Annotated in this window: 18 protein-coding genes; 16 read left to right on the top strand and 2 right to left on the bottom strand. The window is 64.1% G+C overall.

Annotation, left to right across the window (positions count from 1 at the left end; translation table 11 throughout):
* The first annotated feature begins 2 nt into the window (after window positions 1-2).
* From OKW30_RS36815 to OKW30_RS36795, 5 genes are all read left to right on the top strand, one after another.
* Window positions 3-410 carry a DUF2000 domain-containing protein gene (locus OKW30_RS36815; RefSeq protein WP_184070267.1) on the top strand — a complete coding sequence of 136 codons (408 nt, stop codon included), beginning with the start codon at window positions 3-5 and terminating at the stop codon, window positions 408-410.
* 551 nt (window positions 411-961) lie between these two features.
* Window positions 962-2,353 carry a class I SAM-dependent methyltransferase gene (locus tag OKW30_RS36810; protein WP_184070266.1) on the top strand — a complete coding sequence of 464 codons (1,392 nt, stop codon included), beginning with the start codon at window positions 962-964 and terminating at the stop codon, window positions 2,351-2,353.
* Between the two features lie 22 nt (window positions 2,354-2,375).
* The gene (locus OKW30_RS36805; RefSeq protein WP_184070264.1) at window positions 2,376-3,731 is read left to right on the top strand and encodes a sensor histidine kinase; all 1,356 of its coding nucleotides are present in this window, start codon (window positions 2,376-2,378) and stop codon (window positions 3,729-3,731) included.
* 8 nt (window positions 3,732-3,739) lie between these two features.
* Window positions 3,740-4,864, top strand: a complete 1,125-nt coding sequence (locus OKW30_RS36800) for a hybrid sensor histidine kinase/response regulator (protein WP_184070262.1) — start codon at window positions 3,740-3,742, stop codon at window positions 4,862-4,864.
* Window positions 4,864-5,871, top strand: coding sequence for a response regulator (locus OKW30_RS36795; RefSeq protein ID WP_184070260.1), 1,008 nt, complete (start codon window positions 4,864-4,866; stop codon window positions 5,869-5,871). Before OKW30_RS36800 ends, OKW30_RS36795 begins: the two co-directional genes overlap by 1 nt.
* Before the next feature lie 188 nt (window positions 5,872-6,059).
* Here the strand turns inward: OKW30_RS36795 and OKW30_RS36790 are convergent, their stop codons facing one another.
* Window positions 6,060-6,950, bottom strand: coding sequence for a 2OG-Fe(II) oxygenase (locus OKW30_RS36790; protein WP_429349054.1), 891 nt, complete (start codon window positions 6,948-6,950; stop codon window positions 6,060-6,062).
* A 441-nt stretch (window positions 6,951-7,391) separates the two neighbouring features.
* Between OKW30_RS36790 and OKW30_RS36785 the strand changes: the two genes are divergently transcribed.
* Genes OKW30_RS36785 through OKW30_RS36760 form a run of 6 tightly spaced genes read left to right on the top strand, consistent with a single transcriptional unit; the run spans window position 7,392 to window position 18,005 of the window.
* The gene (locus tag OKW30_RS36785) at window positions 7,392-8,708 is read left to right on the top strand and encodes an efflux RND transporter periplasmic adaptor subunit (protein WP_429349053.1); all 1,317 of its coding nucleotides are present in this window, start codon (window positions 7,392-7,394) and stop codon (window positions 8,706-8,708) included.
* Between the two features lie 15 nt (window positions 8,709-8,723).
* Window positions 8,724-11,879: an efflux RND transporter permease subunit gene (locus OKW30_RS36780; RefSeq protein ID WP_429349052.1), complete on the top strand. Its 3,156-nt coding sequence runs from the start codon at window positions 8,724-8,726 to the stop codon at window positions 11,877-11,879.
* On the top strand, window positions 11,876-15,199 hold the full coding sequence (locus OKW30_RS36775) for an efflux RND transporter permease subunit (RefSeq protein ID WP_429349051.1): 3,324 nt from the start codon (window positions 11,876-11,878) through the stop codon (window positions 15,197-15,199). The genes OKW30_RS36780 and OKW30_RS36775 overlap by 4 nt, the downstream gene beginning before the upstream one ends.
* Window positions 15,196-16,788 carry an efflux transporter outer membrane subunit gene (locus OKW30_RS36770; protein WP_429349050.1) on the top strand — a complete coding sequence of 531 codons (1,593 nt, stop codon included), beginning with the start codon at window positions 15,196-15,198 and terminating at the stop codon, window positions 16,786-16,788. The genes OKW30_RS36775 and OKW30_RS36770 overlap by 4 nt, the downstream gene beginning before the upstream one ends.
* A 9-nt stretch (window positions 16,789-16,797) precedes the next feature.
* Window positions 16,798-17,424, top strand: coding sequence for a chromate transporter (locus OKW30_RS36765; RefSeq protein ID WP_429349049.1), 627 nt, complete (start codon window positions 16,798-16,800; stop codon window positions 17,422-17,424).
* Between the two features lie 44 nt (window positions 17,425-17,468).
* Window positions 17,469-18,005, top strand: coding sequence for a chromate transporter (locus OKW30_RS36760; RefSeq protein WP_184070248.1), 537 nt, complete (start codon window positions 17,469-17,471; stop codon window positions 18,003-18,005).
* Between the two features lie 20 nt (window positions 18,006-18,025).
* On the opposite strand, the gene OKW30_RS36755 is transcribed toward OKW30_RS36760, so the two are convergent.
* A complete protein-coding gene (locus OKW30_RS36755; RefSeq protein WP_429349048.1) occupies window positions 18,026-19,402 on the bottom strand; it encodes a PQQ-dependent sugar dehydrogenase in 1,377 nt (458 codons plus the stop codon).
* 443 nt (window positions 19,403-19,845) lie between these two features.
* On the opposite strand from OKW30_RS36755, the gene OKW30_RS36750 reads away from it, so the two are divergent.
* The 5 genes from OKW30_RS36750 (at window position 19,846) to OKW30_RS36730 (ending at window position 25,047) form a co-directional block, all read left to right on the top strand.
* Window positions 19,846-21,243 (top strand): PLP-dependent aminotransferase family protein, encoded by a 1,398-nt coding sequence (locus OKW30_RS36750; RefSeq protein WP_429349047.1) that lies wholly within the window; start codon window positions 19,846-19,848, stop codon window positions 21,241-21,243.
* Window positions 21,244-21,424: 181 nt separating this feature from the next.
* On the top strand, window positions 21,425-22,456 hold the full coding sequence (eutB, locus tag OKW30_RS36745; protein WP_429349046.1) for a hydroxyectoine utilization dehydratase EutB: 1,032 nt from the start codon (window positions 21,425-21,427) through the stop codon (window positions 22,454-22,456).
* On the top strand, window positions 22,453-23,457 hold the full coding sequence (locus OKW30_RS36740; RefSeq protein ID WP_429349045.1) for a cyclodeaminase: 1,005 nt from the start codon (window positions 22,453-22,455) through the stop codon (window positions 23,455-23,457). The genes eutB and OKW30_RS36740 overlap by 4 nt, the downstream gene beginning before the upstream one ends.
* A gap of 53 nt (window positions 23,458-23,510) precedes the next feature.
* On the top strand, window positions 23,511-24,548 hold the full coding sequence (doeB, locus tag OKW30_RS36735; RefSeq protein WP_429349044.1) for a N(2)-acetyl-L-2,4-diaminobutanoate deacetylase DoeB: 1,038 nt from the start codon (window positions 23,511-23,513) through the stop codon (window positions 24,546-24,548).
* 7 nt (window positions 24,549-24,555) lie between these two features.
* Window positions 24,556-25,047: an Lrp/AsnC family transcriptional regulator gene (locus OKW30_RS36730; protein WP_429349043.1), complete on the top strand. Its 492-nt coding sequence runs from the start codon at window positions 24,556-24,558 to the stop codon at window positions 25,045-25,047.
* The last annotated feature ends 63 nt before the right edge of the window (window positions 25,048-25,110 follow it).

The following is a 25,110-nucleotide window of genomic DNA, read 5'->3' as shown; positions in this document are numbered from 1 at the left end:
TCATGTTCGATACCAAAGTGGCGCTGATCGTGCGCAGCGATCTCGCGGTCTGGCAGAAGCTCAATGTGGTCGCGTTTCTCGCGACCGGTGTCGCGGCCGCGGCGCCCGATGCGCTGGGCGAGCCCTACGAGGATGCCGCCGGGCACCGCTACGGCCGCATGCTCGGCCAGCCGATGATGGTGTTCGCCGCCGACCGGTTCGGTCTGCAGGGCGCGCATCGGCAGGCGCTGTCGCGCGAGCTCGGAATCGTGCCGTATGTGCACGCGATGTTTTCGACGGGGCATGACGCGGCGAATCGCGCAGTCTTTCGCGCCGAGGACGCGGCGAATCTCGATCTCGTCGGTCTCGCACTGCACGGACCGAAGAGAGCCGTCGATAAGGCCGTGAAAGGTTTGGCGTTGCACGAATGAGTCAACGAGTGCGCGAGTCGCTCGATTGTCGACGGTACTCGCGCCGAACTCTAAAAGAAAAACGTTTGCCGCGCCGGACGCGAATTGCGTTAAAACAAAAAAGGCTTATTCGGCGAATGCACGGGGCATATCCAAAGGGCATAGATCAGAAAGGCACAAGTAACGCACCCCCTCAATAGCGGATCGTGCCGCCATCGTGGCAATGCGATTGCAAGTCTTTGTCGAGAAACGAATTGTCGGCGATTGCACCCGCGCGCTCGCCAACTCGTTTCAAATGGCTCTTTGCAACAACGGCTTTCTACAGCACGGACATGCTCGCAAGAAATCCTTGCATATACGTTTCCTCCTGAATTTGACCTCAGTCAGAATTGAACGTGTTGATGTTACACTGCAAGCCGCTGGAGCCATTCTGGCAAAGGGCTTTGGTGTTTCCAGCTCAAAGTGGTTTGAAACGCGTCCACGACTTGTCGCCGGTGTCGTGCGTGCGGCAGCCATTCACTGGACTTCTCCAACACCCTGCTGCGTTCCCGGATTCCTCAGGTACTAATACCGTGTACTCTCAAACGCAAATCGACCCGGTGATCAGCTTCCGCAACTCGCAGCGCGAGCACGTGCGTGGGACGATCATTAACCTCCAGAGAAAGTCTTTGGTCATGGAGGTCTATAACCCCTATTCCATCGTGCAGGTCAGCGAGGTGTTAAGCGAGCTGAGCGTGCGCATGGGCACCAAGAATGCCTATCTCGGCAAGGCGGTGGTGGTGAGTCTGGTGAACACCGGTCTGACCGCGGTGGTTTCGCTGGCACTCATCGACGAATGGCGCGAGCTTAGCGTTCTGCCCAATGAAGCGAAGTCGGTCGGCCGGGAAGCAGAACTCTTTATCAGCGACTGGGACGCGCGCTTCAATATCCGGCGCGACTATCAGATCGTCGTGAACGAGATGCGCGCGTTCCTGTCGGAAGTGTCGCGCTGGGTCGAGCAGGTCGACCTGACCGAGAGCTTGCCGAAGACCGAAGAAGGCAGGCTACGCGAGGACCTGTTCTACGAGCTCGCCACGCCGATCATGCTCAAGATCAAGTTCTTCCTCGACCGCCTGGAGGAAGAGGCCGAGCGCGTCGACGCCGAGACCGCACCCGTGCATCGCACGTATGCGCAAGCGGCACTGCATCCGTTGCTGCTGCGCGCGCCATTCGTCTACCGCACGTTCACCAAGCCGCTCGGCTATGCCGGCGACTACGAGATGGTCAACCAGATCCTCAGCGATCCGCAGCAGGGACCGACCACATACTTCCAGATCGTCAATACCGCGTTCCTGCACGCGGCGGTCGCGACCGCGCACCGCAACCGCATCACGCTGCTGATCGACTTTCTGACGCGTCAGGCCGAAGCGGCGCGCGCTGCCGGCAGGCCGTTCCGCATCCTCAACGTCGGTTGCGGGCCCGCTTTCGAGATCCAGCGCTTCGTGCGCGAATATCCGCATCCGGAGCTGCTGTCCTTCGAGCTGGTCGACTTCAGCGAGGAAACGCTGGCGTTTACGAAGGACGCGATCGAAAGCTCGGCGAATGCCGCGGGCCATAAAGCCTCGGTGCAAATGGTGCATCAGTCGGTGCACGATCTGCTCAAGCGTAAAATTTCAACGGACCCCTCCGCGCGCGAATTCGACGCGGTGTACTGCGCGGGTCTGTTCGACTATCTGTCGGACAAGGTCTGCGCGCGTCTCCTGAGTTACTTCGCCGCTCGCACGCGAGCTGGCGGTCAGTTGCTGGTCACCAACGTCCATTCGGCGAATCCGGAGAAGTACGGGATGGAGCATCTGCTCGAGTGGTATCTGATTTATCGGAACGAAAGCGGCATGAGCTCGCTGCTTCCCGCCAACTCCACTGACCAGAAGCTCTACGTCGACAAGACCGGGGTGAATGTGTTCGCGGAAGCCACGATCCTCTGAAACCGTGTCGACATCCCTGTTCATGACTACCAGTCCCCTGCAGAGCGGCTATCAAACCGAGCTGGCCGACTTTCGCGTCACGTTCAGCCGGGGCGGCGCGTGCACAGCGATTGCGCTCGTGCTGCTCGGCGTGGGGCTGGATTACGCGCAGTATCCGCAGTATCAGACGTCGTTCGCGCTCGCGCGCCTGCTCGTGTCGTTGATGATCGGCGGTATCATCGCCTTGCTCGACACCAGCATGGGGCGGCGGCTTACTCCATGGCTGACGTTGTCCTGGCTGCTGCTGCCGCAGGCGATGATTTCATGGATGATCTGGCGCACCGATGGTGTTCTGTCGCCCTACTACATGGGCCTGAATCTGGCCATCTTCGCGTCCGGCATTGCGTTGCCATTCGGTCTGTGGCAAAACCTCGTGTTCGGCGTGCTGTCCTGCTTTCTGTATCTGCTGGCCTGCCTGTTGCCTCCGCATGAGGGCGTGCCGCTCGGCACGATGACCGTCAATGTTCTGCTCCTTCTGTTCGCCGCTGCCGCAAGTGCCGTCTACACGTTTTTCAACGAACGCGTGCGCTTCATGCTGTTTCGCCTGAAGGCCGAGGTGTCCGAGAAAAACGCGGAGGTCTCCGCGAAGAACGCCGAACTCGAAGTGATCAATCGGCAGTTGCTCGACATCAAGGGCCAACTGCTGCAGCAGGAAAAAATGGCGGCGATCGGTACGCTCGCGGCCGGCCTGCTGCATGAAGTGAACAATCCGGTGAACTTCTGTCTGATGGCAATCGAGGTTGCGCTGGAAGAGCCGATCTCGAAGAAGGAGCCGACGCTGCAGGAATGTCTGGTCGATGCGCGGCAGGGCATGCAGCGGATCCAGCACATCGTGTCGGACCTGAAGACGTTCGCGTATCGCAAGCCCGGCGCCGAGGCGGAGCTGGGCACGCCGTTCCTGTTCGAAAAGGCGCTCGATTCGGCGATCCGGCTCGTCGGCCATGAATTGCGGGGCGTCACCGTCACGCGCGAGCTGCCCGCGGATACGCTGGTGCAGGGCGACGAGGCGGCCATCATCGGCGTGCTGATCAACCTGCTGTCGAATGCGGTGCTGGCGATGCGCAAGGCGGCCACGCCCGCGCCGGCGATTCACGTCAACGTCAGATGGACCGAAGACCGCCTGCATGTGACGGTAAAAGACAACGGGCCGGGCATCGCGCCGGAGCATCTCGCGCGCGTGTTCGAGCCATTTTTTACCACCCGCGAAGTGGGACAGGGCCTGGGCCTCGGGCTGTCGATCAGCTATGCGGTGATCGAGCGTCACGGCGGCCTGCTGTTTGCTGAGAGCGAGCAGGGAAGTTGGGCGTCATTCAGTTTCGATCTGTCGCCCGCACCCTGAGAAACACCATGAATGACATCCGACAGACACAGCCCACTCTTCTCTACGTCGATGACGAAGAGTTGGCCTGCAAATACTTCGCGCGCACCGTAGGTGCCGATTACGAGGTCCTGCTCGCGACGAGCAGCGACGAGGCGATCGCTATCCTCGAGCAGGACAACGCCCGCATCGCGGTGCTGGTCACGGACTTCCGCATGCCGGGGCGTGACGGTGGCGACCTGCTGCGCCAGGTGGCGCTGGAATATCCGCACATCGTGCGGATTTTGGTTACTGCTTATGCAGACGTCGAGATGTTATTGCAGACGGTCAACACCGGCGAGGTGTTCCGCATCCTCGAAAAGCCGCTGAAGCCGGCGGCAGTGCGCGATACGCTGCAACTGGCGTTTGATCGTTACCACGAACGCGCGATGCAGAATCAGCGCCTGATCGCCATCGACGAAACCCTGGCGTTCATCGCGCACGAACTGAACACGCCGCTCGCGGCGATCGCGTTGAACGCGCACAGCATCGAAGATCGCATCGACGCGGAGCGCGATGCGGAAGGCGAAATTCTCGGCGCCGCGAAATCGATGCGCGAGAGCGCGCAGTACTGCATGGCGGTGGTGTCGTCCTTCTGGCGCTCGGTACACAACGGGCGGCGCCGGCAACTGGAGGGCGACGAGGCGCGCATCGAGAGTACCGCGCATGGGCTGATCTCGGCATTGCTCGATACGTATCCGTTTACGACCGCGCAGCGCTCGTGGGTGCAGGTCGACGTCGACAGCGACTTTGCCGTGCTCACGCAGCCGAATTGCGTGGCGCTCGTGCTGTCGTCGCTGTTGTCCAACGCGTTGCGCGCGCTCGCGGATGTGCCGTCGCCGTCGGTGCGCTTTACCGTGACAACGGAACCCCACCCGAGCATCGGCATCTGCGACAACGGGCCGGGAATTCCGCCCGAAATCAAAGACCGCCTGTTGACGGACCCAATTACAACGCACGCGAAATCCGGGGGGAACGGCTTGGGCCTGATTCTATGCAACCGTGTCATGCAGTCCTGTGGCGGCGGACTCAGGATCGAGTCCACGTCGGAGGGAGGCACCACCGTAGTGCTGGATTTCCCCCATATCAAAGGTCAAACGCACAGGAGCTGTTGATGAACGAAGCAAAAGCCACAGAGGAGTTGGCGCCGGCGATCATCTTCGTCGATGACGAAGCTACCGCCGTAAAGTACTTCCAGCGTGCCATCGGAAGCCTGGCGCCGGTCCTGACTGGCGGCTCGGTGGAAGAGGGCAAGGCGCTGCTCGACGAGCACGGCGACAGGGTGGGGGTGCTGGTCTCCGACCAGCGTATGCCGGGCGAGTTCGGCAACGAGCTGCTGCGCTATGCGAGCGAGCGCTTTCCGCATGTCGTGCGGATTCTGACCACCGCGTATTCGGAAATCGATCAGACCGTCGCGGCCGTCAACCTCGGTCATATCCATCGCTACATCAAGAAGCCTTGGGACATCACGGCGCTGCGCATGGAACTGAAGCAGGCGCTCGAGCTGGCCGAGCTGCGCAAGGAGCGCGACACGCTGGTGCGCGAGAAGCTGGGCGTGCTGCAAAAGCAGGTGGTCGCCACTCGCATCGGTCTGGTGCGTTCGCTGTCGGCCACGCTGATCGGGCCCGAGCGCTTTCAGCCGGTCGAGACGTATCTCGCCGCAGCGGTACTCGCCGACGTGCCGAACTCCGAGCCGGACTGGCTGCTGCAGGACTACTCCGATCTGATCGCGGCCGAGAGTGCCCGCAGCGGCGCGTTCGGTCATACGGTGGCCGCGCACCTCGCCACGCTGCGTAACCGTCACGGCAGCGCGAGCGTGACTGCGAGCGACGCACTGACGACGCTGGCCGGGGTATTTTCCGAGGCTGGCATCAATGTGCGCCGCGAAGGCGATGGTCTCGTGTGCGACCAGCCGGCCACACTCGCGGAGTTTCTCGCGGAGCCGGGCAACAACGCGGTGTCGAGCGGGCACGCGGTATGGCTGGCGAGCCTTCTGTGGCTCGACGGCAATGACGGTGCACTGCAGCCGGCACGAGAAGGCGATGCGATCGCGTTCCGGCCGGCGCAGCGCGGTAGCGAGTTCGCCGCCGATCGCCTCGCCACGTGGATCGAGCAGTTCTGATTACCTTGCTTCGAGGGCGCGGCGTCTGACGCGCCACTACTCGCACTGGCTTCGCGCTGCAACCCGCCTCGGCTAGCAGCGCGAAGCTGACAACGGCTCGCGCGAGTCGTTCGAATGTTTTTCCACGCGCGCGGACAGACAGCACGCTCTTTTCACCTCGACAAGCGTTGCCTGTCAGGCCTGACTTCTCAAGCCTGAACGCGCGGCGCGAAGCGCCGCGTCCGAATCCACTTGGTCGCCACCCACTTGTCGCCCGTGCGCAGCGGCGTGCTCGCGTGCAGCGAGCTCGGATCGCACAGCCCGTAGCGGTTGCCGTATTCGAAGTAGAGCGCGTGCCCGCGCTGCGGCGCGACCGACCAGCCAAGCTGCGGAAACACCGTCTCACCGCCGCCTTCCACATCTTTCAGATACATCAGCAGCGTGCCCATGCGCTGGCCGCTGCGCGCGATCGACTCGCGATTCGTTTCGTTGCTCGTCATCAGATAGTCGACGTGCGGCGTTGACTCCGCGCCTTCCTCATAGTGCAGCATTTGCAGGCCTTCGCCGTTCTCGACCGGGGTTGCCGTGAGTTCCGCGATGCGCGCCTCGATGCGCGAGATCAACGGCGTCTCGCCCAAACGGAAAAACATCCCGTGACTGCTGCGATGACCGGCGATCACATCGCGGCCGGTCACTGGATCGACGACGGCCGACCGGTCGAGCCGCGGCTGTGCGAGCGCGATCAGCTGCTCGCATTCATCGGCACTCAGGAAATTGGCGATGTGCACGGCGGCCGGTCGTTGCAGCCGCGACAGCACGCGCACCTTGCGCTCGCCGAGTTGGATCAGCGGAGCGTCGGGCACGCGCAGCGGCTCGGGCTGGTAGCTGAGCGGCGCGCTGCCGACTTCGAGCTTGTCGCCGGGCAGCGCCATACCGTACAGGAACGCCGATGCGACCGCATCGACCATCGCCGACGCGAGCTCGGCCGCGTTGTCGCGGCTCACCAGTTCGTTGACGATCGCTTGGGGCGCGACGCCGCGCGAAAGGTTGGCGGCGATCCAGTCGCGGACTTCGGCTGGGAAATTGACGGTGATGGACATCGGGGCGAGGTTGTGGGGTGTCGTGACAGTCGCGGCGCGCGCGACGCTGGCTCGCGATCGTAGCGGACGATTGTGACGATTCTGGACGCACGGCCCGGTTGTCAGTTGGCTGTCGTCTGTTACCGCATGTTGCGATGTCCCGCCGGGCCCATAACTCTGCCCATGCGGGTGTCCGCCCCCACGTGCCGCCCGATCGATGCCCCGGACTCTTCCACCGGCCAACATGTTGCACCCCTGTAACTCAAGGCCGGCGCAAGCCGGTTACATTCACGCATGCCCGTATTCAAGCCCTCGCCCCACTTCCTTACGTTTTCATAACAATACGTCCGAAGGCGTTCGACTGATGACAACGCGCGTGAACCATGGCACTTTTGCGCAGTCCCGTCAGCGGACGAGCTTCCAACCGAGTATCAACACCCATATCCGTTCCCGGAGATCAACATGAGCGAAACCGTGTCCCCGCCGCCAAAGCGCTCCCGACGCGGGCTCATCATCTTCGCGGTTGTCGTGCTCGTGCTGGTCGCGCTCGTCGTGGTTCATCTGCTGACGCGCAAGAAGCCGGTGCGCGAGAACGCGGCGATCGTCGTCACCGTCGCGCAGGCGACGCTCGGTTCGATGCCGGTCACACTGAGCGAGCTCGGCACCGTCACGCCGATCGCAACCGTGACCGTGCTGCCGCAGCTGAGCGGCTATCTGACCGAAGTCGGCTATCACGAAGGCCAGGAGGTGCAAAAAGGCCAGTTCCTCGCGCAGATCGATCCGCGCCAGTATCAGATCAGCAAGCAGCAGGCGGAAGCGACGCTCGCGAAAGACCGCGCGTCGCTCGCGCAGGCGCGCGCCGATCTCGAGCGCTATACGCAGTTGAACGAACGCAAGTCGATCGCGCAGCAAACCTTCGCGGATCAGCAATTCCTCGTGCAGCAGGACGAAGCGGCGGTGAAGGTCGACCTCGCCAACATCGCCCAATTCGATCTCGACCTCGCCTATTGCCGCATCACCGCGCCGATCGCGGGCAAGGTCGGCTTGCGGCTCGTCGATCCGGGCAACTACGTGACCGCGTCGTCGTCGACGGGCATCGTCGTCATCACGACCGAGAAGCCGACCACGGTGCAGTTCACGGTGCCGCAGGATTCGCTCGCGTCGATCCTGCAGCGTCTGGCCACCGGCGCGAAGCTGCCGGTCACCGCGTATTCAAGCGATAACTCGCGCGAGATCGCGACCGGCACGCTGTACGCGGTCAGCAACCAGATGGCCACCGCGACCGGCACCGTCACCTTGCGCGCGACCTTCGCGAACGACGACGAAACGCTGTTCCCGAACGAGTTCGTCAACGTGAAGCTGCTCGTCGACACGATGCAGAACGCGGTGCTCGTGCCGACCGCCGCGGTACAGTCCGGCGCGCCGGGCGACTTCGTCTATCTGGTCAATCCAGACAGCACGGTGTCCGTGCACAAGGTCAAGCTCGGACCGGGCGACGGCAAGAACACGGTGATCGTGTCGGGACTCGCGGCCGGCAACCAGGTCGTGACGGACGGCATGGATCGTCTGAACGACGGCGCGAAGATCCAGCCGGCGCATCCGAAGTCCGCCGCCGCGGCGAGCGGCACGTCCGCAACCGGCACGTCCGCAACCGGCACGTCCGCCACCGGCACGTCCGCCACCGGCCCGAAGGCGCCCGCCGCCGCGTCCGAAGCCGCGCCGGCGTCGAGCGCGGCGGCATCGCCTGCGCCGGCCGCGTCCGAAGCCGCCTCGTCGTAACGGACCCCCGCGCCGATGAACATTTCCCGCCTGTTCATTCTTCGCCCGGTCGCGACGCTGCTGCTGATGATCGCGCTCGTGCTCGTCGGTCTGATCGCGATGCGCGTGCTGCCGGTGTCGTCGCTGCCGAACGTCGACTATCCGACGATTCAGGTGCAGACCTTTTATCCGGGCGCGAGCCCGACGGTGATGGCGACCATCGTGACCGCGCCGCTCGAGGTGCAGCTCGGCGAGATTCCGGGCCTGCAGCAGATGACCTCGTACAGTTCGGACGGGGCGTCGGTGATCACGCTGCAGTTCGATCTGTCGCTGAACCTCGACATCGCCGAGCAGAACGTGCAGCAGGCGATCAACGCGGCGAACAGCTATCTGCCGTCGGGCTTGCCGGCGCCGCCGACCTACGCAAAGGTCAATCCCGCCGACCAGCCCATTCTGACGCTCGCGGTGACCTCGAAGTCGATCTCGCTGACGCAACTGGAGGACGTCGCGAACAACCGCCTCGGCACGAAGATCTCGGAAGTGGCGGGCGTCGGCGTCGTGACGACGAGCGGCGGCAACGTGCCCGCGATCCGCGTCGAAGCCGACCCGCACAAGCTCGCCGCCTACGGTCTGAACATCGACGATCTGCGCACGCTGCTGAGCTATGTGAACGTGAGCCAGCCGAAGGGCAATTTCGACGGCCCCGATCTCGACTACACGATCAACGGCAATGATCAGATCACCGATCCGAAGGACTACCTCGACACCGTAATCGCCTACCAGAACGGCTCGCCCGTATTCATGCGCGACGTCGCGCGCGTGAGCCAGGCTGCGCAGGACGTCGAGCGCGGCGCCTGGTACAACGGCTCGCCCGCGATCGTGCTGAACGTGCAGCGCCAGCCGGGCGCGAACGTGATCCAGACGGTCAACCAGATCATGAAGGAGCTGCCGCAGCTCGAATCGACGCTGCCGGCCGGCATGAAAGTGACCGTGGTGTCGGACAGCACCGGCGTGATCCGCGCGTCGGTCGCGGACGCCGCGTTCGAACTGATTCTCGCGATCGTGCTGGTGGTCGCGGTGATCTTCGTGTTCCTGCGCAACGTGCCCGCCACGCTGATTCCGAGCATCTCGGTGCCGGTCTCGCTGATCGGCACGCTCGCGGTGTTGTACCAGCTCAACTACTCGATCGACAACCTGTCGCTGATGGCGTTGATCATCGCAACCGGCTTCGTGGTCGACGACTCGATCGTGATGATCGAGAACATCGTGCGCTATCTGGAAGAGGGCATGTCGCCGCTCGAAGCCGCTCTCGAAGGCGCGGGGCAGATCGGCTTCACGATCCTGTCGCTGACTATTTCGCTGATCGCGGTGCTGATTCCGCTGCTGTTCATGGGCGGCGTGATCGGGCGGCTGTTCAGCGAGTTCGCGGTGACGCTCGCGGTCACGATCGTGATTTCGGCGGTCGTGTCGCTGACGGTGGTGCCGATGCTGTGCGCGCGGATGCTGCGCGCGCAGGCCGAGCGCCATCCGAGCCGCTTCGAGCGCATCAGCGAGGGCCTGTTCGACAAGACGCTCGCCGCCTACGAGCGCGGCCTGCGCTGGGTGCTCGATCATCAGACGCTGACGCTGATGGTCGCGATCGCCACCGTGGTGCTGACCGGCATCCTGTATGTGGTGATTCCGAAGGGACTGTTTCCGGTGCAGGACGTCGGCGTGATCCAGGGCATCAGCGTCGCCGACAACTCGGTGTCGTACGCGGCGATGGTGCAGCGCCAGAGCGCGCTCGCCGAGGCGATCCTGAAAGACCCGGACGTGGTCTCGCTGACGTCGTACGTGGGCATCGACGGCACCAATGCGACGCTGAACAACGGCCGCTTCCTGATCAATCTGCGCGAGCGCGACCAGCGCTCGGATACCGCCCAGGAAATCGCGCGCCGGCTCGCGCAGGAAGTCGCGCACGTGCCCGGCGTGAAGCTGTTCATGCAGCCCGAGCAGGACCTGACGCTCGACACGACCGTGTCGCCGAACCAGTACAGCTTCGTGTTGCGCGGACCGAGCCAGCAGGCGTTCCAGAAGTACGTGCCGGAACTCGTCGCGCGCCTGAAGCAGATTCCGTCGCTGTCGGACGTGCAGAGCGATCTCAATAGCGACGGCCTCAGCGTGAACGTCGAAGTGAACCGGCAACTGGCCGCGCGCTTCGGCATCACGCCCGCGACGATCGACAACGCGTTGTACGACGCGCTCGGCCAGCGCATCGTGTCGACGATCTTCGAGCAGTCGGCCCAGTACCGCGTAATTATGGTCGCGAAGCCGGAAACGATGCCGACCGTGCAGTCGATCGGCAATCTGTATCTGCCGAGCCAGACCAGCAGCACGGGTCAGGTGCCGCTTTCCGGCATTGCGAAGATCCAGATCGGGAAGGCGCCGCTCGTGATCAGCCATCTGGCGCAGTTTCCGTCGGTGACGGTGTCGTTCAATCTCGCGAAGGGCGCATCGTTGAGCACCGCGGTCAAGGAGATTCACCGGGCCGAGCAGTCGATCGACCTGCCGCCGTCGATCACGTCGTCGCTGCAAGGCGCGACCGCGGCGTTCGAGGATTCGCTCTCCAGCGAGGTCTACCTGCTGATCGCGGCGCTCGTTGCCGTGTATATCGTGCTCGGCGTGCTGTACGAGAGCTTCATCCATCCGGTCACGATCCTGTCGACGCTGCCGTCGGCGGGTATCGGCGCGCTGCTCTCGCTGATGCTCGCGGGTATGGATCTCGACGTGATCGGTATCATCGGCATCGTGCTCCTGATCGGCATCGTCAAGAAGAACGCGATCATGATGGTCGACTTCGCGCTCGATGCCGAACGCAATCATGGCAAGGCGCCGCGCGATGCGATCTTCGAAGCGTCGCTGCTGCGTTTCCGGCCGATCCTGATGACGACGTTCGCCGCGATGCTCGGCGCACTGCCGATGCTGCTCGGCACCGGCACCGGTTCGGAACTGCGCCGGCCGCTCGGTCTCGCGATCATCGGCGGTCTGACGCTGAGCCAGGTGCTGACGCTGTTCACGACGCCGGTGATCTATCTGTTCTTCGACCGTATGGCCACGCGCGTGAACCGCTGGCGCGCCGAGCGCGCCAGGCGCAACGGCGGCGACGAGCCGGGCGGGCGTCCGCCGGAAGGCGGCGCGGAGGGCACGCGGTGAACATCCCGGCGATCTTCATCCGGCGGCCGGTCGCGACGACGCTGCTCGCGATCGCGATCCTGATCTCCGGCACGCTCGCGTATTTCCGCATGCCGGTCGCGCCGCTGCCGAACATCGCGTTTCCGGTGATCGTCGTGCAGGCCAACATGGCCGGCGCGAGCCCGAACATCATGGCGTCGACGGTGGCCGAGCCGCTCGAGCGGCGGCTCGCGACGATCGCCGACGTCGCGGAGCTGACCTCGATCAGCTATGTCGGCTCGTCGTTGATCATCGTCGAGTTCGGCCTGAAGCGCGACATCAACGGCGCCGCGCGTGACGTCGAGGCGGCGATCCAGGCCGCGCGCGCCGATCTGCCCACCACCTTGCGCAGCAATCCGAGCTACCGCCAGTACAACCCGGCCGACGCGCCGATCATGGTGCTGTCGCTGACCTCGGACACGCTGACCAAAGCGCAGCTCTACGACTCCGCCGATTCGGTGATCCAGCAGCAACTGTCGCAGGTGCAGGGCGTCGGCCAGATCACGCTCGGCGGCGGCGCGTTGCCGAGCGTGCGCGTCGAGTTGCAGCCGGGCAAGCTCAATAGCTACGGGATCGGCATGGAAGACGTGCGCGCGGCGATCAGTGCGGCCAATGCCGACAGCGCGAAGGGGCATATCGACGTCGGCGATCAGCGCTACGTGGTCACGTCGAACGATCAGATCACGCACGCGGCGCCGTATCGCGATCTGGTGGTCGCGTATCGCGACGGCGCGCCGGTGCTGTTGCGCGACGTCGCCCAGGTGCGCGACTCGAACGAAAACATCCGCAACGCGGGGCTCTTCAACGGCAAGTCGGCGATTCTCGTGATCGTCTATCCGATGCCGGGCAGCAACGTGGTCAGCACGGTGCAGCAGATACGCAACGTGCTGCCGGCGATCGAAGCGACGTTGCCGAGCAGCGTGCATGTCGATGTCGCCATCGATCGCTCGCAGTCGGTCACCTCGTCGGTCAGCGATACCGAGCGCACGCTGTTCATCGCGATGCTGCTGGTGGTCGGCGTCGTGTTCATCTTTCTGCAGTCGCCGCGCGCGACGCTCATACCGGCGGTCGCGTTGCCGCTGTCGATCGTCGGCACCTTCGGGCCGATGTATCTGCTCGGCTATAGCATCGACAATCTGTCGCTGATGGCGCTGACCATCGGCACCGGCTTCGTCGTCGACGACGCGGTCGTCGTGCTCGAAAACGTCGTGCGGTACATGGAGCAGGGGTTGGGTCCGAAAGAGGCCGCGCTGAAGGGCGCGGGCGAAGTCGGCTTCACGGTGATCTCGATGAGCCTGTCGCTGATCGCGGTGTTTCTGCCGATCATCCTGTTTCCGGGCATCGTCGGACTGATGTTCCATGAGTTCGCGATCACGCTGTCGATCGCGATCCTGATTTCGCTGGTGATCTCGTTGACGGTCACGCCCGCGATGTGCGCGTACGTGCTGAGCCGCGACAACGCAGGTCATTCGAAAGCGCGTTGGGCGCGGTGGATCGAGCGGCAGTTCGATCGCTTCAAGGACGTCTACGCACGCACGCTGACGGCCGTGCTCGATCATTCGCTGCTGGTGATCCTGCTGCTGTTCGCGCTGCTGGTCGGCAACGTGTTCTTGCTGAAGCTGGTGCCGGCCACCTTCTTCCCCGAGCAGGACACCGGCATCGTGATCGGGCAGATCATCGCCGACCAGAGCATTTCGTTCACGGCGATGCAGAAGAAGCTCGCGCAGTTGCAGTCGATCGTGCAAAGGGATCCGGCGGTGCAGTCCGTCGCGGGCTTTACCGGCGGGCGCGCGCTCAATACCGCCAATGTGTTCATCGAGCTGAAGCCGCTGTCGCAGCGGCACGCAACGGCCACCCAGGTCGTCAACCGGCTGCGGCCGAAGCTCGACGAAGTGTCGGGCGCGCGGCTCTTTCTGCAGGCGCAGCAGGATTTGCGCATCGGCGGGCGGCAATCGGCGGCCGAGTACCAGTACACGCTGACGAGCGACGATTCCGCCGCGCTGTTTGCGTGGACGCCGAAGCTCGTCGCCGCGTTGTCGAAGGAGCGCGGGCGGCTGCTCGACGTGAACTCCGACTTGCAGCAGAACGGCCTGCAGACCTACCTGACGATCAATCGCGCGACCGCCGCGCGCTACGGCTTTGCGCCGAATCAGATCGACAACGTGCTGTACGACGCGTTCGGCCAGCGCACCGTGTCGACGATCTACAACCCGCTGAACCAGTACTTCGTCGTGATGGAGGTCGCGCCTGAGTACTGGCAGTATCCAGAGACGCTGAACCGGATCTATCTGAGCACGTCCGCCGGCAATCCGACCGGCACGGCCGCGACACGGATGCCGCGCGGCACGGTGTCGGCGACGACGACTACCGCGACCACGACCACGACCGGCACGTCGTCGAACACGAACTCGCGCAACTCGGACGCGCAGTCGAACGCGACCAACAACAGCATCGCCAACAGCAAGGGCGGCAGTTCGACCGGTAGCGCGGACAGCACGGCTGCCGAAACGATGGTGCCGCTGTCGGTGCTGACCTCGTATAGGAACAGCCATACGTCGACGCAGGTGAACCACCAGAGCGGGCTCGTCGCCGCGACGATCTCGTTCAACCTGCCGGCCGGCGGGTCGCTGAGCCAGGCGGGCGAGGCGATCAACGAAACGATCCGCGAGATCGGCATGCCCGCGAGCATCCACGGCTCGTTCGCGGGCGCGGCGGCGGCCTATTCGCAGTCGATGGGCGTGGTGCCGCTGCTGATTCTCGCGGCGCTCGGCGTCGTCTACATCGTGCTCGGCGTGCTGTACGAGAGCTCGATCCACCCGCTGACGATTCTGTCGACGCTGCCGTCCGCGGGCATCGGCGCGACGCTCGCGCTGCTGATCTTCGGCACGCCGTTCTCGGTGATCGCGATGATCGGCATCATCCTGCTGATCGGTATCGTCAAAAAGAACGGCATCATGATGGTCGACGTCGCGATCCAGTTGCAGCGCCAGCAACAGATGCCCGCGCGCGACGCAATCCACGCGGCCGCGCTGATCCGTCTGCGGCCGATCATGATGACGACGTTCGCGGCCGTGCTCGGCGCGGTGCCGCTTGCGGTCGGCATGGGCCAGGGCGGCTCGCTGCGTCAGCCGCTCGGTATCACGGTGATGGGCGGGCTGATCCTGAGCCAGATGTTTACGCTCTATACGACGCCGGTGATTTATCTGTATCTCGACCGTCTGCGTGCACGGCTGGTCAGATGGTCCGCGGGGCTGCGCTGGAACCGCGACGCGAAGCCGGGACAAGCGGATACGAAGGCATGACGATGAAGATTTCGACTGAACGAATGACAGGGTCTCGCGCCGGGTTGCCGAGCATCGCGACGCTCGCCGTCGCGATGCTGGCGCTGTTCAACGCCGGCTGCGTGGTCGGCCCGGACTATCACCGGCCGCAGGTCAGCGTGCCCGCCACGTACTCGGAACTGCCGGGCTGGACCCAGGCCGAGCCGAACGCGACCGGCCCGAAGGGCACATGGTGGAGCGCGTTCAACGATCCGTTGATCGACGAACTCGAACCGCTCGTCGCGGTGTCGAACCAGACCGTGCGCGTGGACTACGCGAACTACCAGCAAGCGCTCGCCGAAGTGCGCGCCGCGCACGCGGCCCTGTTTCCGACCATCGGCGCTACCGGTTCGGCGACGCGCGAACGCGCGAGCAGCGGTTCGGTCAGTGCCTCGGGAAGCTTCGTCAATGGTACGGCGACGCGCATCGTCAATTCGGGCTCGCTGGAAGGCAACGTGAGCTGGGCGCCGGACCTGTGGGGCCAGGTGCGCCGCACCGTCGAGGAAAACGCCGCGAGTGCGCAGTCGAGCGAAGCGACACTCGCGAATGCGACGCTCTCCGAGCAGGTCGCGCTCGCGACCGCGATCATCGAGCTGCGCACCAGCGACGCGAACATCGACCTGCTGCAGCAAACGGTCGTCGCGTATCAGCACTATCTCGACGTCGTCACCGAGCAGGATCGCGCGGGCACGATTCCGCCGAGCGACGTGATCACCGCGCGCAGCCAGTTGAATACCGCGAAGTCCGATCTGATCGCGCTCGGCGTCGCGCGCGCGCAGAACGCGCATGCGATCGCGGTGCTGGTCGGCAAGAACCCGGAAGAGCTGTCGATCACGCATAGCACCGCGATGCCGGCGCTGCCGTCGGCGCCGGTCGGCGTGCCGTCGACGCTGCTCGAACGCCGCCCCGACATCGCCGCCGCCGAGCGCAAGATGGCCGCGCAGAATGCGGCGATCGGCGTCGAGGTGGCCGCGTATTACCCGGACATCTCGCTGTCGGCCGTGGCCGGATTCACGCAGTCGCCGCTGTCCGGTCTGCTGAAGGCCGCGAACTACGTGTGGTCGCTCGGCGGCAGCGCGACCGAGACGCTGTTCGACGGCGGCCTGCGCAGCGCGGATGTCGACGCGGCGAAGGCGGCCTACGACGCGGCCGTTGCCAACTATCGCGGCACGGTGCTGGGCGCGTTCCAGAACGTCGAGGACGATCTGTCCGGCCTGCGCATTCTCGCCGAGCAGGCGCTCGTGCTCGAAACGGCGGTGCGCGACGCGGACCGTGGCGCGGAGATCGCGTTCAACGAATACCAGGCGGGCACCGTCGATTACACGACGGTCGCGATTGCGCAAGCGACGCAATTGACGACGCGGCAGACCGCGCTGAACGTGCAGGAATCGCGCTTGCTGCACGCGGCGTCGTTGTTTGGCGATCTGGGCGGCGGGTGGTCGACCGATGAGCTGCATGATCCGCGGCATCCGGCGGCGGCTTCATCGCCTTCGGCTGCGTCTGCTTCATCGGCGACGTCTGCGGCTATCATGCCGGGCGCGCGGCAAGTGCGGCACGATCAAAACGACTAAGGACGAGCATTGGCCAAAGGCACCCATGGGCAAGACGTCAGCGACCCGGTATCGACACCCGAAGACGACGCGCCACACCACGCACCGCCGCCGCGCGAAGTGACCTCGCTCGGCCTCTTTCTGATCTTCGCCCGCATCGGTCTGACGAGTTTCGGCGGCGGACTGAGCGGCTGGTTCATGCGCGAGTTCGTGCACGACCGCCACTGGATGAGCGAAGACGAATTTCTCAACGGCCTCGCGTTGTCGCAGGCGCTGCCCGGTGTCAACGTGAAGAATCTGGCGATCTGGATCGGCTACCGGCTGCTCGGCTGGCGCGGCGCTGTTGCGGGATTCTGCGGCATCATCTTTCCGGCGGCCGTCGTGATCATTCTGCTCGGCGCGTTCTTCTCGGCGATCGCATCGTTTCCGCTCACGCATATCGCGCTCGCTGGCGCCGCGGCCGGCGCGATCGGGCTGTCGCTGTCGATGGCGATCACCGCCGCACGCCGGCTGCCGCGTCGCGTGTTTCCGTATCTGGTGCTGCTCGCGACGTTCGCGGCTGCGGCGGTGTTTCGCGTATCGCTGGTGTGGACCGTGCTGATCGCCGGCGCGTTGAGCGTCGGCTATGAATACGTGCGCGAGGCGCGCCAGCCCTGATCGGCTTTTATCGCCGCTAGTCAAACTCCACAAAAGCTTCTGCCGTGTTCAGAACTCTTATCGCCCTGTTTTCGGTGTTCGCGCCGCTGTCGATCGTCACCGTCGGTGGCGGGCAGGGGATCATCCCCGAAGTGCAGCGCCAGGTCGTCGACGTGCATCACTGGATGACCCATGCGCAATTTCTCAGCGACTTCGCGATCGCGCGGCTCGCGCCCGGTCCTGGCTCGCTGCTCGCGACGCTGATTGGCTATCAGGTCGGCGGACTCGGTGGCGCGCTCGTCGCGACCGTCGCGCTATTTGGGCCGACTGCGTTTCTGATGTATGGCGTCGTGCACGTATGGAACCGGCACGAAGGCGCGCGCTGGCTGAATGCGTTGCAGGCCGGGTTGCGGCCGGTGGCTGCCGGGTTGATTCTCGCGGCCGTCTATGTGCTGATCAAGGAGCTCGAAGGCGGGTGGATTGCGTGGCTCACCGCGGCCATCGCGACCGTGCTCGTGATGACGACGCGTATCAATGCATTGGTGCTGATCGCGGGCGGCGCGGTTGTGTTTGTGGTGGCGCATTTTGCGGGGTTGCTGTAGCGCGCCACCGATACTTCTTCCTAGTTGTGTGTAATTCGCCTGATCGTACTGGTCACGAGATCCACGTAGAACAGGTCGCCATTCTGGCCCGCCTTCAGATCCACCGGTCCTCCCTGCAGACCCCTTGCGAAAGTCTGGGGCACATTGTTCGGAGGTTGCATGGTCCAGATGCATTGCCGCAGAAGATCACCAAAGTACAGTGCGTTTTTGAATTGAGCAGGGTAGGTTGTGCTCGTATCGTCGGTAAACCCGATCGCAGAGATGACACTCCCGTTCTGGTCCGGCCCTCCGCCGTTCCGCTTGCCGCCGCAGGTTCTTCCACGACTGTCATCGGCTGAAATGTAGCTCGTGTGAGCGTACGCATAAAACGGCGCCGTGGCACCCACGAACTTTCCGCAGTAGCCCGTATTTTGATAGTCGGGCTCGGGAGCCGCAGCGAAGTTGGCGCCAGGGCTCCATCCTTCGTAGCACGGCCAGCCGAAGTCTTGGCCGTCGACAGTGACATGATCGATTGCCTCCCAACTGTTCCAGCCCACATTGCCGATATACAGCTCGTCCGTACTACCAGGCAGGCGGGCGAACCGGAACGGATTGCGTAAGCCTTGCGCAACCAGGGCAACGCTTTGAGTTGTCGAACCCGGGTTCGTGATCCGGAGAACAGCGCCGTCGCTATATGGAGACACGCCTTGACTGCGAAACGCGCCCTGCGGCAGATTCGTGCCATCGCCGCACGCAGTATCCAACTGTCCGTAGTCCACCTGATCGAAGCTCGCGCCGTCGCCAGCGCTAACGTACAGCGTTCTGTTGTCAACTCCGAAGACTAGTCCGCCAATACTGTGAGACGTGTAGAAAAAACACCACGTTTGATTGCCTGACCCTGCGGGAGGGAGGATCTTCGTTTCGGTCGTGCCCGCTCCCGCCGTTGTCAGCAGCGAAAGCTGGCCGTGAGTCAGAACGTTTCCGCTACAGGCGCCTGTAGCTGGAGGCGTCGTGTAAAGCACGTAAATTTTGCCGTCGTTCCGAGGATCGACCGCAATCCCGAGAAGTCCCCGGTCGACATCGTTGCAGACTTCATTGCTGAGGTCGGCAATCAACGTACAGGTAGGCGTCGCCAGGTCGCAATTCCAAACCCTGCCGCCTTTTTCGGCGATGAAGACCCTGGTCTGGCTTGCGTTGAAACTGATTGCCGTCGGCTGATTGAGACAACCGCTGTACAAAATCCGCTCTGTAAATCCCTTTGGAAGCACCGGCTGCGGCCGGGTCGTGGAGACGGGCTGACATGTGACCGATTGCCCAATGGCGACGGAGGTCGGTACACCAGGGTTCCTGGGAGGATCGGCGTGCGCCGGATCGGCGAAACATGCCAACCCCAGCAGCGCTGCCAGTATGACGATCACGCGGGTCTGAGTTGCCCGCCAGAAAACACGGGGCGACACCTTATCCTCCTGTTCGCGAGTTGAATACAAAAACACCAGCAGACGTACGACCGGAGCATTGACCGCTGTATGTGCATCGCGATTCGCGAATTGTGAATGGTTGAATGATAGGACTCACACCCGTGAATGGTGGCCAATTCTCTGCCGCCGCACGCCACCTCGCGCAAGCCGCATAACGTCCACTCACGCGTTTTCCATGTTGAACTGGCGACGCTGGAATAGGTGGCCTCGTTCAATCGTCATCCTTGGATGGCGCCGCTTGGCGAGATCCTGCCCCACATTTCTTCGCGTTAAATGCCCTAGGACATTAATTTCCTCCCCCGTTTCTGCCGCACTATGGGAGATCAGGCGAGACGACGCCGACTCCTCACGGAGCCAGCATCCACCACAACATAGGAGCAGCGGTGATCGAGCAGTGGCGCGAGGCCGTGCGCGCGGTGCACGGCGTGGAATCGAAATACAAGCGACTGGTCAAGGCGATTGCCGGCGACATCGAGAGCACGTCGCTGCCGCCGGGCGCGCGCCTGCCGCCGCAGCGCGACGTCGCCGCCGAACTCGCGATCAGCGTGCAGACCGTGACCAACGCGTACAAGGAACTGGAGCGGCAAGGCCTGATCCGCTGCGAGGTCGGGCGCGGCAGCTTCGTCGCGGCTCGCGTCACCGAAACGATGTCGAGCTACATGCTCGATACGGCCGAGCGTTCGGTGGTCGACTTTTCGATCGCGCGCATCATTCACACGTCCGAGCATGACGCGATGTGGCGCAAGGTCTGCGCGACGCTGTCGACGCTCGACGATCAGCCGTGGATTCGCGCGTTCCGGCCGATCGCGGGCTTCGAGCATCATCGCCAGGCGGGTATTGCATGGCTCGCGTCGCTCGGCATGCCGGCTTCGGCCGATACGCTGCTCGTCACGAACGGCGCCGCCCACGGCATTTTTCTCGCGCTCGCTTCGCTGGTGGGGCCGGGCGACACCGTGCTGTGCGAAAGCCTGACGGATCACGGCGTGATAGGTTCGGCCAACGTGCTCGGCTTCACGCTGAAGGGCCTCGAGATCGACGAGTACGGCATTCACCCCGAGCATTTCGAGGAGATGTGCGACAGCGAGCGCATCTCGGCGCTCGTCTGCACACCGACGCTGAACAATCCGACCGTCGCGTTGATGCCCGATTCGCGGCGTCGCGCGATTGCGAAAATCGCCGAACGCTATGGCGTATACGTGATCGAGGACGACGTGTACGGGCCGTTGCCGGCCAAACATTGCACGCCCATTTCGAGCCTGATTCCGGATCTTTCGTTCTACTGCACGAGTTTTACGAAGTCGGTGATGGCCGGCTTGCGCATCGGTTACATGACGACGCCGCGCCGGCTCGCGCTGCGCGCCGAGAGCGTGCTGCGCGTGAGCAGTTGGATGGCGACGCCGCCGATGGCCGAGGTCGCCACGCGCTGGATCGTCGACGGCACGGCCGCGCGGCTCGTCGAAATTCAGCGCGAGCGGCTCGGGCGGCGTCAGTCGCAATTGCAGCAGACGCTCGGTAAATATGTCCTGGGCGCGCATCCGCAGGCGCTATCGGCGTGGCTGCGGGTGCCCGATCACTGGCGCACCGATCGGCTGGTGCGCGAACTGCGCAACCGCGACATCGCAGTCACGTCGCCCGATCCGTTTCTCGTGCGCGACGCCGACCGGCCCAACGCGGTGCGGGTTTGCGTCGGCGCCGAGGTCAGCGAAGACGCCTATAAAGCCGCGCTCGAAACGATGCGCGACGTGTTCGAGCAGTACCCGCAGGTGCACGATTTCACCTGATCGCGCCGGTGCGCGAATTGCGTAACGCTGACCGAAATGAACTAGGACAATAAAAATCCTTTTTTAGAACACTAGACTGGGCTGCATGGAAAGCGATGCGGTCGCGAGTCACTGCGGTTATCTGCGATAGCCGTGCCCGCATCGAATAGCGAATCGACCTCTTTGATGCAGGGCCTCGTGCATGTCCGTTCCATCGTTAGCCGATCTTTCGTTAGCCGACATTTACCGCGCGCGCAGCCGTATCGACGCTCGCGTATGCCGTACGCCGCTCGTCGAATCGCCGAGCCTGTCGGCGCACGCGGGCACACCGGTTTATCTGAAGCTCGAAACCGTGCAGCCGACCGGCAGCTTCAAGCTGCGCGGCGCGACCAATGCGCTCGCGCAGTTGGCCGAGCAGGGCTGCACTCGCGTGGTGACCGCATCGACCGGTAATCATGGCCGCGCGCTCGCGCATGCGGCGCGCGCGCTCGGTATGGACGCGACCGTGTGTCTGTCGCGCCTCGTGCCCGCCAACAAGGTCGACGCGGTACGGGCGCTCGGCGCGCACGTGCGCATTACCGGCCAAAGTCAGGACGAGGCCGAGCACGAAGCATTGCGGCTCGCGCGCGAAGAAGGCTATGCATACGTGCCGCCATTCGACGATCCGCGCGTGATCGCCGGACAGGGCACGATCGGACTCGAAATCGTCGAGGCCTTGCCCGATGTCGCGAACATCGTCGTGCCGTTGTCGGGCGGCGGGCTGTTTGCCGGCATCGCGCTCGTGGCGAAAAGCACCAATCCCACGATTGGCCTGACAGGCGTCACGATGGCGCGCGGCGCCGCGATGCATGCGAGTCTCGCGGTCGGACGGCCGGTGCTGGTCGAGGAAGTCGACACGCTCGCCGATTCGCTCGGCGGCGGCATCGGACTCGAAAACCGCTATACGTATGCGCTGACGCGCGATCTGATCGACGAGACCGTGCTGCTCGACGAGGCGTCGATCGCGCGCGGCATCGCGCATGCGTATCGGCAGGAACGGCTCGTCGTCGAAGGCGCGGCGGCGGTGGGGATTGCCGCGGTGCTCGATCACGCGCTGCCCGCTGAACGCATCGCGCGCGGGCCGCTCGTGCTCGTCGTGACGGGCGCGAACATCGATATGAATCTGCATCGGCGGATCATCGGCAACGAAACCTCGCAAGCCGCGCCGTCACCGAACTCACACACCCCATCATGACCTCGATCACGCTCCTTGGCGAAGCCGAGCTTCGCAAACTCGTGCCGCTCGATCTCGCGACCATCGATCAGATCGAAGCCGCCTTTGTCGCGCTCGCGACCGAGGCGGTCGCGATGCCGCCGATCCTGCGGCTCGATCTGCCCGCGCATAACGGCGAAGTCGACGTGAAGACCGCGTGGCTGCCGCGCCTCGACAGCTTCGCGATCAAGGTCAGTCCGGGCTTCTTCGACAACCCGTCGCTCGGTCTGCCGAGCCTGAATGGTCTGATGCTGGTGTTGTCGGCGAAGACCGGGCTGACCGAGGCGGTGCTGCTCGACAACGGCTATCTGACCGCGATACGCACGGCGGCCGCCGGCGCGGTCGCGGCGCGCTGGCTCGCGAAAGCGCACACGCCGCAGGTCGCGGTGATCGGCGCGGGCGAGCAGGCGCGTCTGCAACTGCGGGCCCTGATGCTGGTGCGCCGCGTCGAACACGTGCGCGTCTGGGCGCGCGACGCGGCGAGCGCGCTGCGTTTCTCTGCGGAAGTGAACGACACGCCCGGCGTGCGATGCGATGTCGCGGCCAGCGTTCATGACGCGCTCGCCGAAGCGGACGCCGCGATTACCACCACGCCGAGCCGCACGCCGCTGATCGAAGCCGCCGATCTGCATCCGGGCCTGCACATCACCGCGATGGGTTCGGACGCCGAGCACAAGAACGAAATCGCGCCGGCCGTGCTGGCGGCGGCGCGCTACGTGTGCGACCGCGCGCAGCAAACGCGCGTGCTCGGCGAACTGCATCACGCGCTCGCCGCGGGCACGATGCGCGACGATGCGGCGATCGTCGAATTGGGCCAGGTGATCGCGAAACAGGCCGCGGGCCGCACGAGCGACGCCGACGTGACGATCTGCGATCTGACCGGAACCGGCGCGCAGGACACCGCTATCGCCGCGCTCGCATTGCAGCGCGCGCGTGCCGCGAAGGCGGGAACGACATTTGGCAACGATGCGCCGCCTAAATGACGCGCGATGAACGGCAATACGCCGCGCCAGCGGCTCACGAAGGAGTAGCACAGATGCGGGCATCCCCGATTCAACCGACGGTCGATTTCTACGCCGATGGTGAACAACATGGTTTCCTGAAGCTGCCTCATTCGCACGACGTCTCCGCATGGGGCGCGGAGATGATCCCCATCACCGTGATCAGCAACGGCGAGGGACCGACCGCGCTGCTAACGGGCGGCAATCACGGTGACGAATACGAAGGGCCGATTGCGCTGTCGAAGCTCGCCGCCACGTTGAAGGCGAGTGACGTACGCGGGCGAGTGATCATCGTGCCGTTCATGAATTTTCCGGCGTTTCGCGCGGGCACGCGCACGTCGCCGATCGATCGCGGCAATCTGAATCGCAGCTTTCCGGGCAAGCCGGACGGCACCGTGACCGAGAAGATCGCCGATTATTTTCAGCGCTATCTGCTGCCGCTCGCCGACTATGTGCTCGATCTGCACGCGGGTGGCCGCACGCTCGACTTCGTGCCGTTCGCCGCGATTCACGTGCTGCCCGACGCGACGCAGCAGGCGCGCTGCGAGGCAGGGATGCGCGCATTCGGCGCGCCGTACTCGATGCGGATGCTCGAACTCGACAGCGTCGGCCTTTACGACACGGCCGTCGAGGAAGCGGGCAAGGTGTTCGTGTCGACCGAACTCGGGGGTGGTGGCACGGCGACCGTGCAGAGCGTGGCGATTACGGAGCGCGGTGTGCGCGGCTTTCTGCAACATGCTGGAATCATCAGGCAAGACGAAGCAATGGGTCACTCAAGGGCGAGCGCGCCGCGCACGACGACGCTGCTCGATATGCCCGACGGCACCTGCTACACGACGAGCGAGCACGAGGGCCTGCTCGAACTGTGCAAGGACCTCGGCGACATGGTCGACGGCGGCGAGGTGATCGCGCGGATTTACGACGCGAAGCGCACCGGCGCCGCGCCGATCGAATATCGCGCGCGACGCGGCGGCATGCTGGCCGCGCGGCATTTTCCGGGGCTCGTGCAGAGCGGCGACACGGTCGCGGTGGTCGCCGACGTGCTCGAACGAGGCATACCGGTAACGGTCTGAACGCGCGATGAAATTCGACCGCTACGATCTCGCGATTTTGCGCATTCTCGCGAGCGATGGACGCATCACGAAGTCGCGCCTCGCCGAAGAAATCAATCTGTCGATTTCGCCGGCATGGGAGCGCGTGAAGCGCCTCGAAGAAGAGGGCGTGATTCGCGGGTATCGCGCGGATATCGATTGGGTGCGCGGGTTCAAGGGCAGCCGCGTGGTGGTCGAGGTCACGCTCGCGCGTCATACGGCGCCGGACATGAGGCGCTTCGAGGAGCGCATCGCGGCCGCGCCCGAAGTCGTGCAATGCCTCGCGACGGGTGGCGGTGTCGACTATGTGATGCAGGTGCTGTCGCGCGATATCGACCACTATCAGCGCTTCATCGATACGTTGCTCACCGACGAATTGGGCATCGAAAAGTACTTCACCTATATCGTCACGAAGGTGGTGAAAAGCGGGGCCGAAGGCTTGCCCGAATGGGCGGAACAATCGTTTGGCGAAAACGGCTGAGTGGCGCGCTACTTGCGATCGACTTACGACGAAAAGCCCCACCCGAAAAAACGATAACCATGT

The organism is Paraburkholderia sp. Clong3 (assembly GCF_050436485.1).
Lineage (GTDB): Bacteria > Pseudomonadota > Gammaproteobacteria > Burkholderiales > Burkholderiaceae > Paraburkholderia > Paraburkholderia tuberum.
This window is presented reverse-complemented; position numbering and strand designations above follow the sequence as displayed.

Excerpts from the sequence above, each read along its gene's own strand:
- OKW30_RS36815 (WP_184070267.1), top strand. The coding sequence starts at position 3 with ATGTTCGATACCAAAGTGGCGCTGATCGTGCGCAGCGATCTCGCGGTC.
- OKW30_RS36805 (WP_184070264.1), top strand. The coding sequence starts at position 2,376 with ATGACTACCAGTCCCCTGCAGAGCGGCTATCAAACCGAGCTGGCCGAC.
- OKW30_RS36800 (WP_184070262.1), top strand. The coding sequence starts at position 3,740 with ATGAATGACATCCGACAGACACAGCCCACTCTTCTCTACGTCGATGAC.
- OKW30_RS36795 (WP_184070260.1), top strand. The coding sequence starts at position 4,864 with ATGAACGAAGCAAAAGCCACAGAGGAGTTGGCGCCGGCGATCATCTTC.
- OKW30_RS36790 (WP_429349054.1), bottom strand. The coding sequence starts at position 6,950 with ATGTCCATCACCGTCAATTTCCCAGCCGAAGTCCGCGACTGGATCGCC.
- OKW30_RS36785 (WP_429349053.1), top strand. The coding sequence starts at position 7,392 with ATGAGCGAAACCGTGTCCCCGCCGCCAAAGCGCTCCCGACGCGGGCTC.
- OKW30_RS36780 (WP_429349052.1), top strand. The coding sequence starts at position 8,724 with ATGAACATTTCCCGCCTGTTCATTCTTCGCCCGGTCGCGACGCTGCTG.
- OKW30_RS36770 (WP_429349050.1), top strand. The coding sequence starts at position 15,196 with ATGACGATGAAGATTTCGACTGAACGAATGACAGGGTCTCGCGCCGGG.
- eutB (WP_429349046.1), top strand. The coding sequence starts at position 21,425 with ATGTCCGTTCCATCGTTAGCCGATCTTTCGTTAGCCGACATTTACCGC.
- OKW30_RS36740 (WP_429349045.1), top strand. The coding sequence starts at position 22,453 with ATGACCTCGATCACGCTCCTTGGCGAAGCCGAGCTTCGCAAACTCGTG.
- doeB (WP_429349044.1), top strand. The coding sequence starts at position 23,511 with ATGCGGGCATCCCCGATTCAACCGACGGTCGATTTCTACGCCGATGGT.
- OKW30_RS36730 (WP_429349043.1), top strand. The coding sequence starts at position 24,556 with ATGAAATTCGACCGCTACGATCTCGCGATTTTGCGCATTCTCGCGAGC.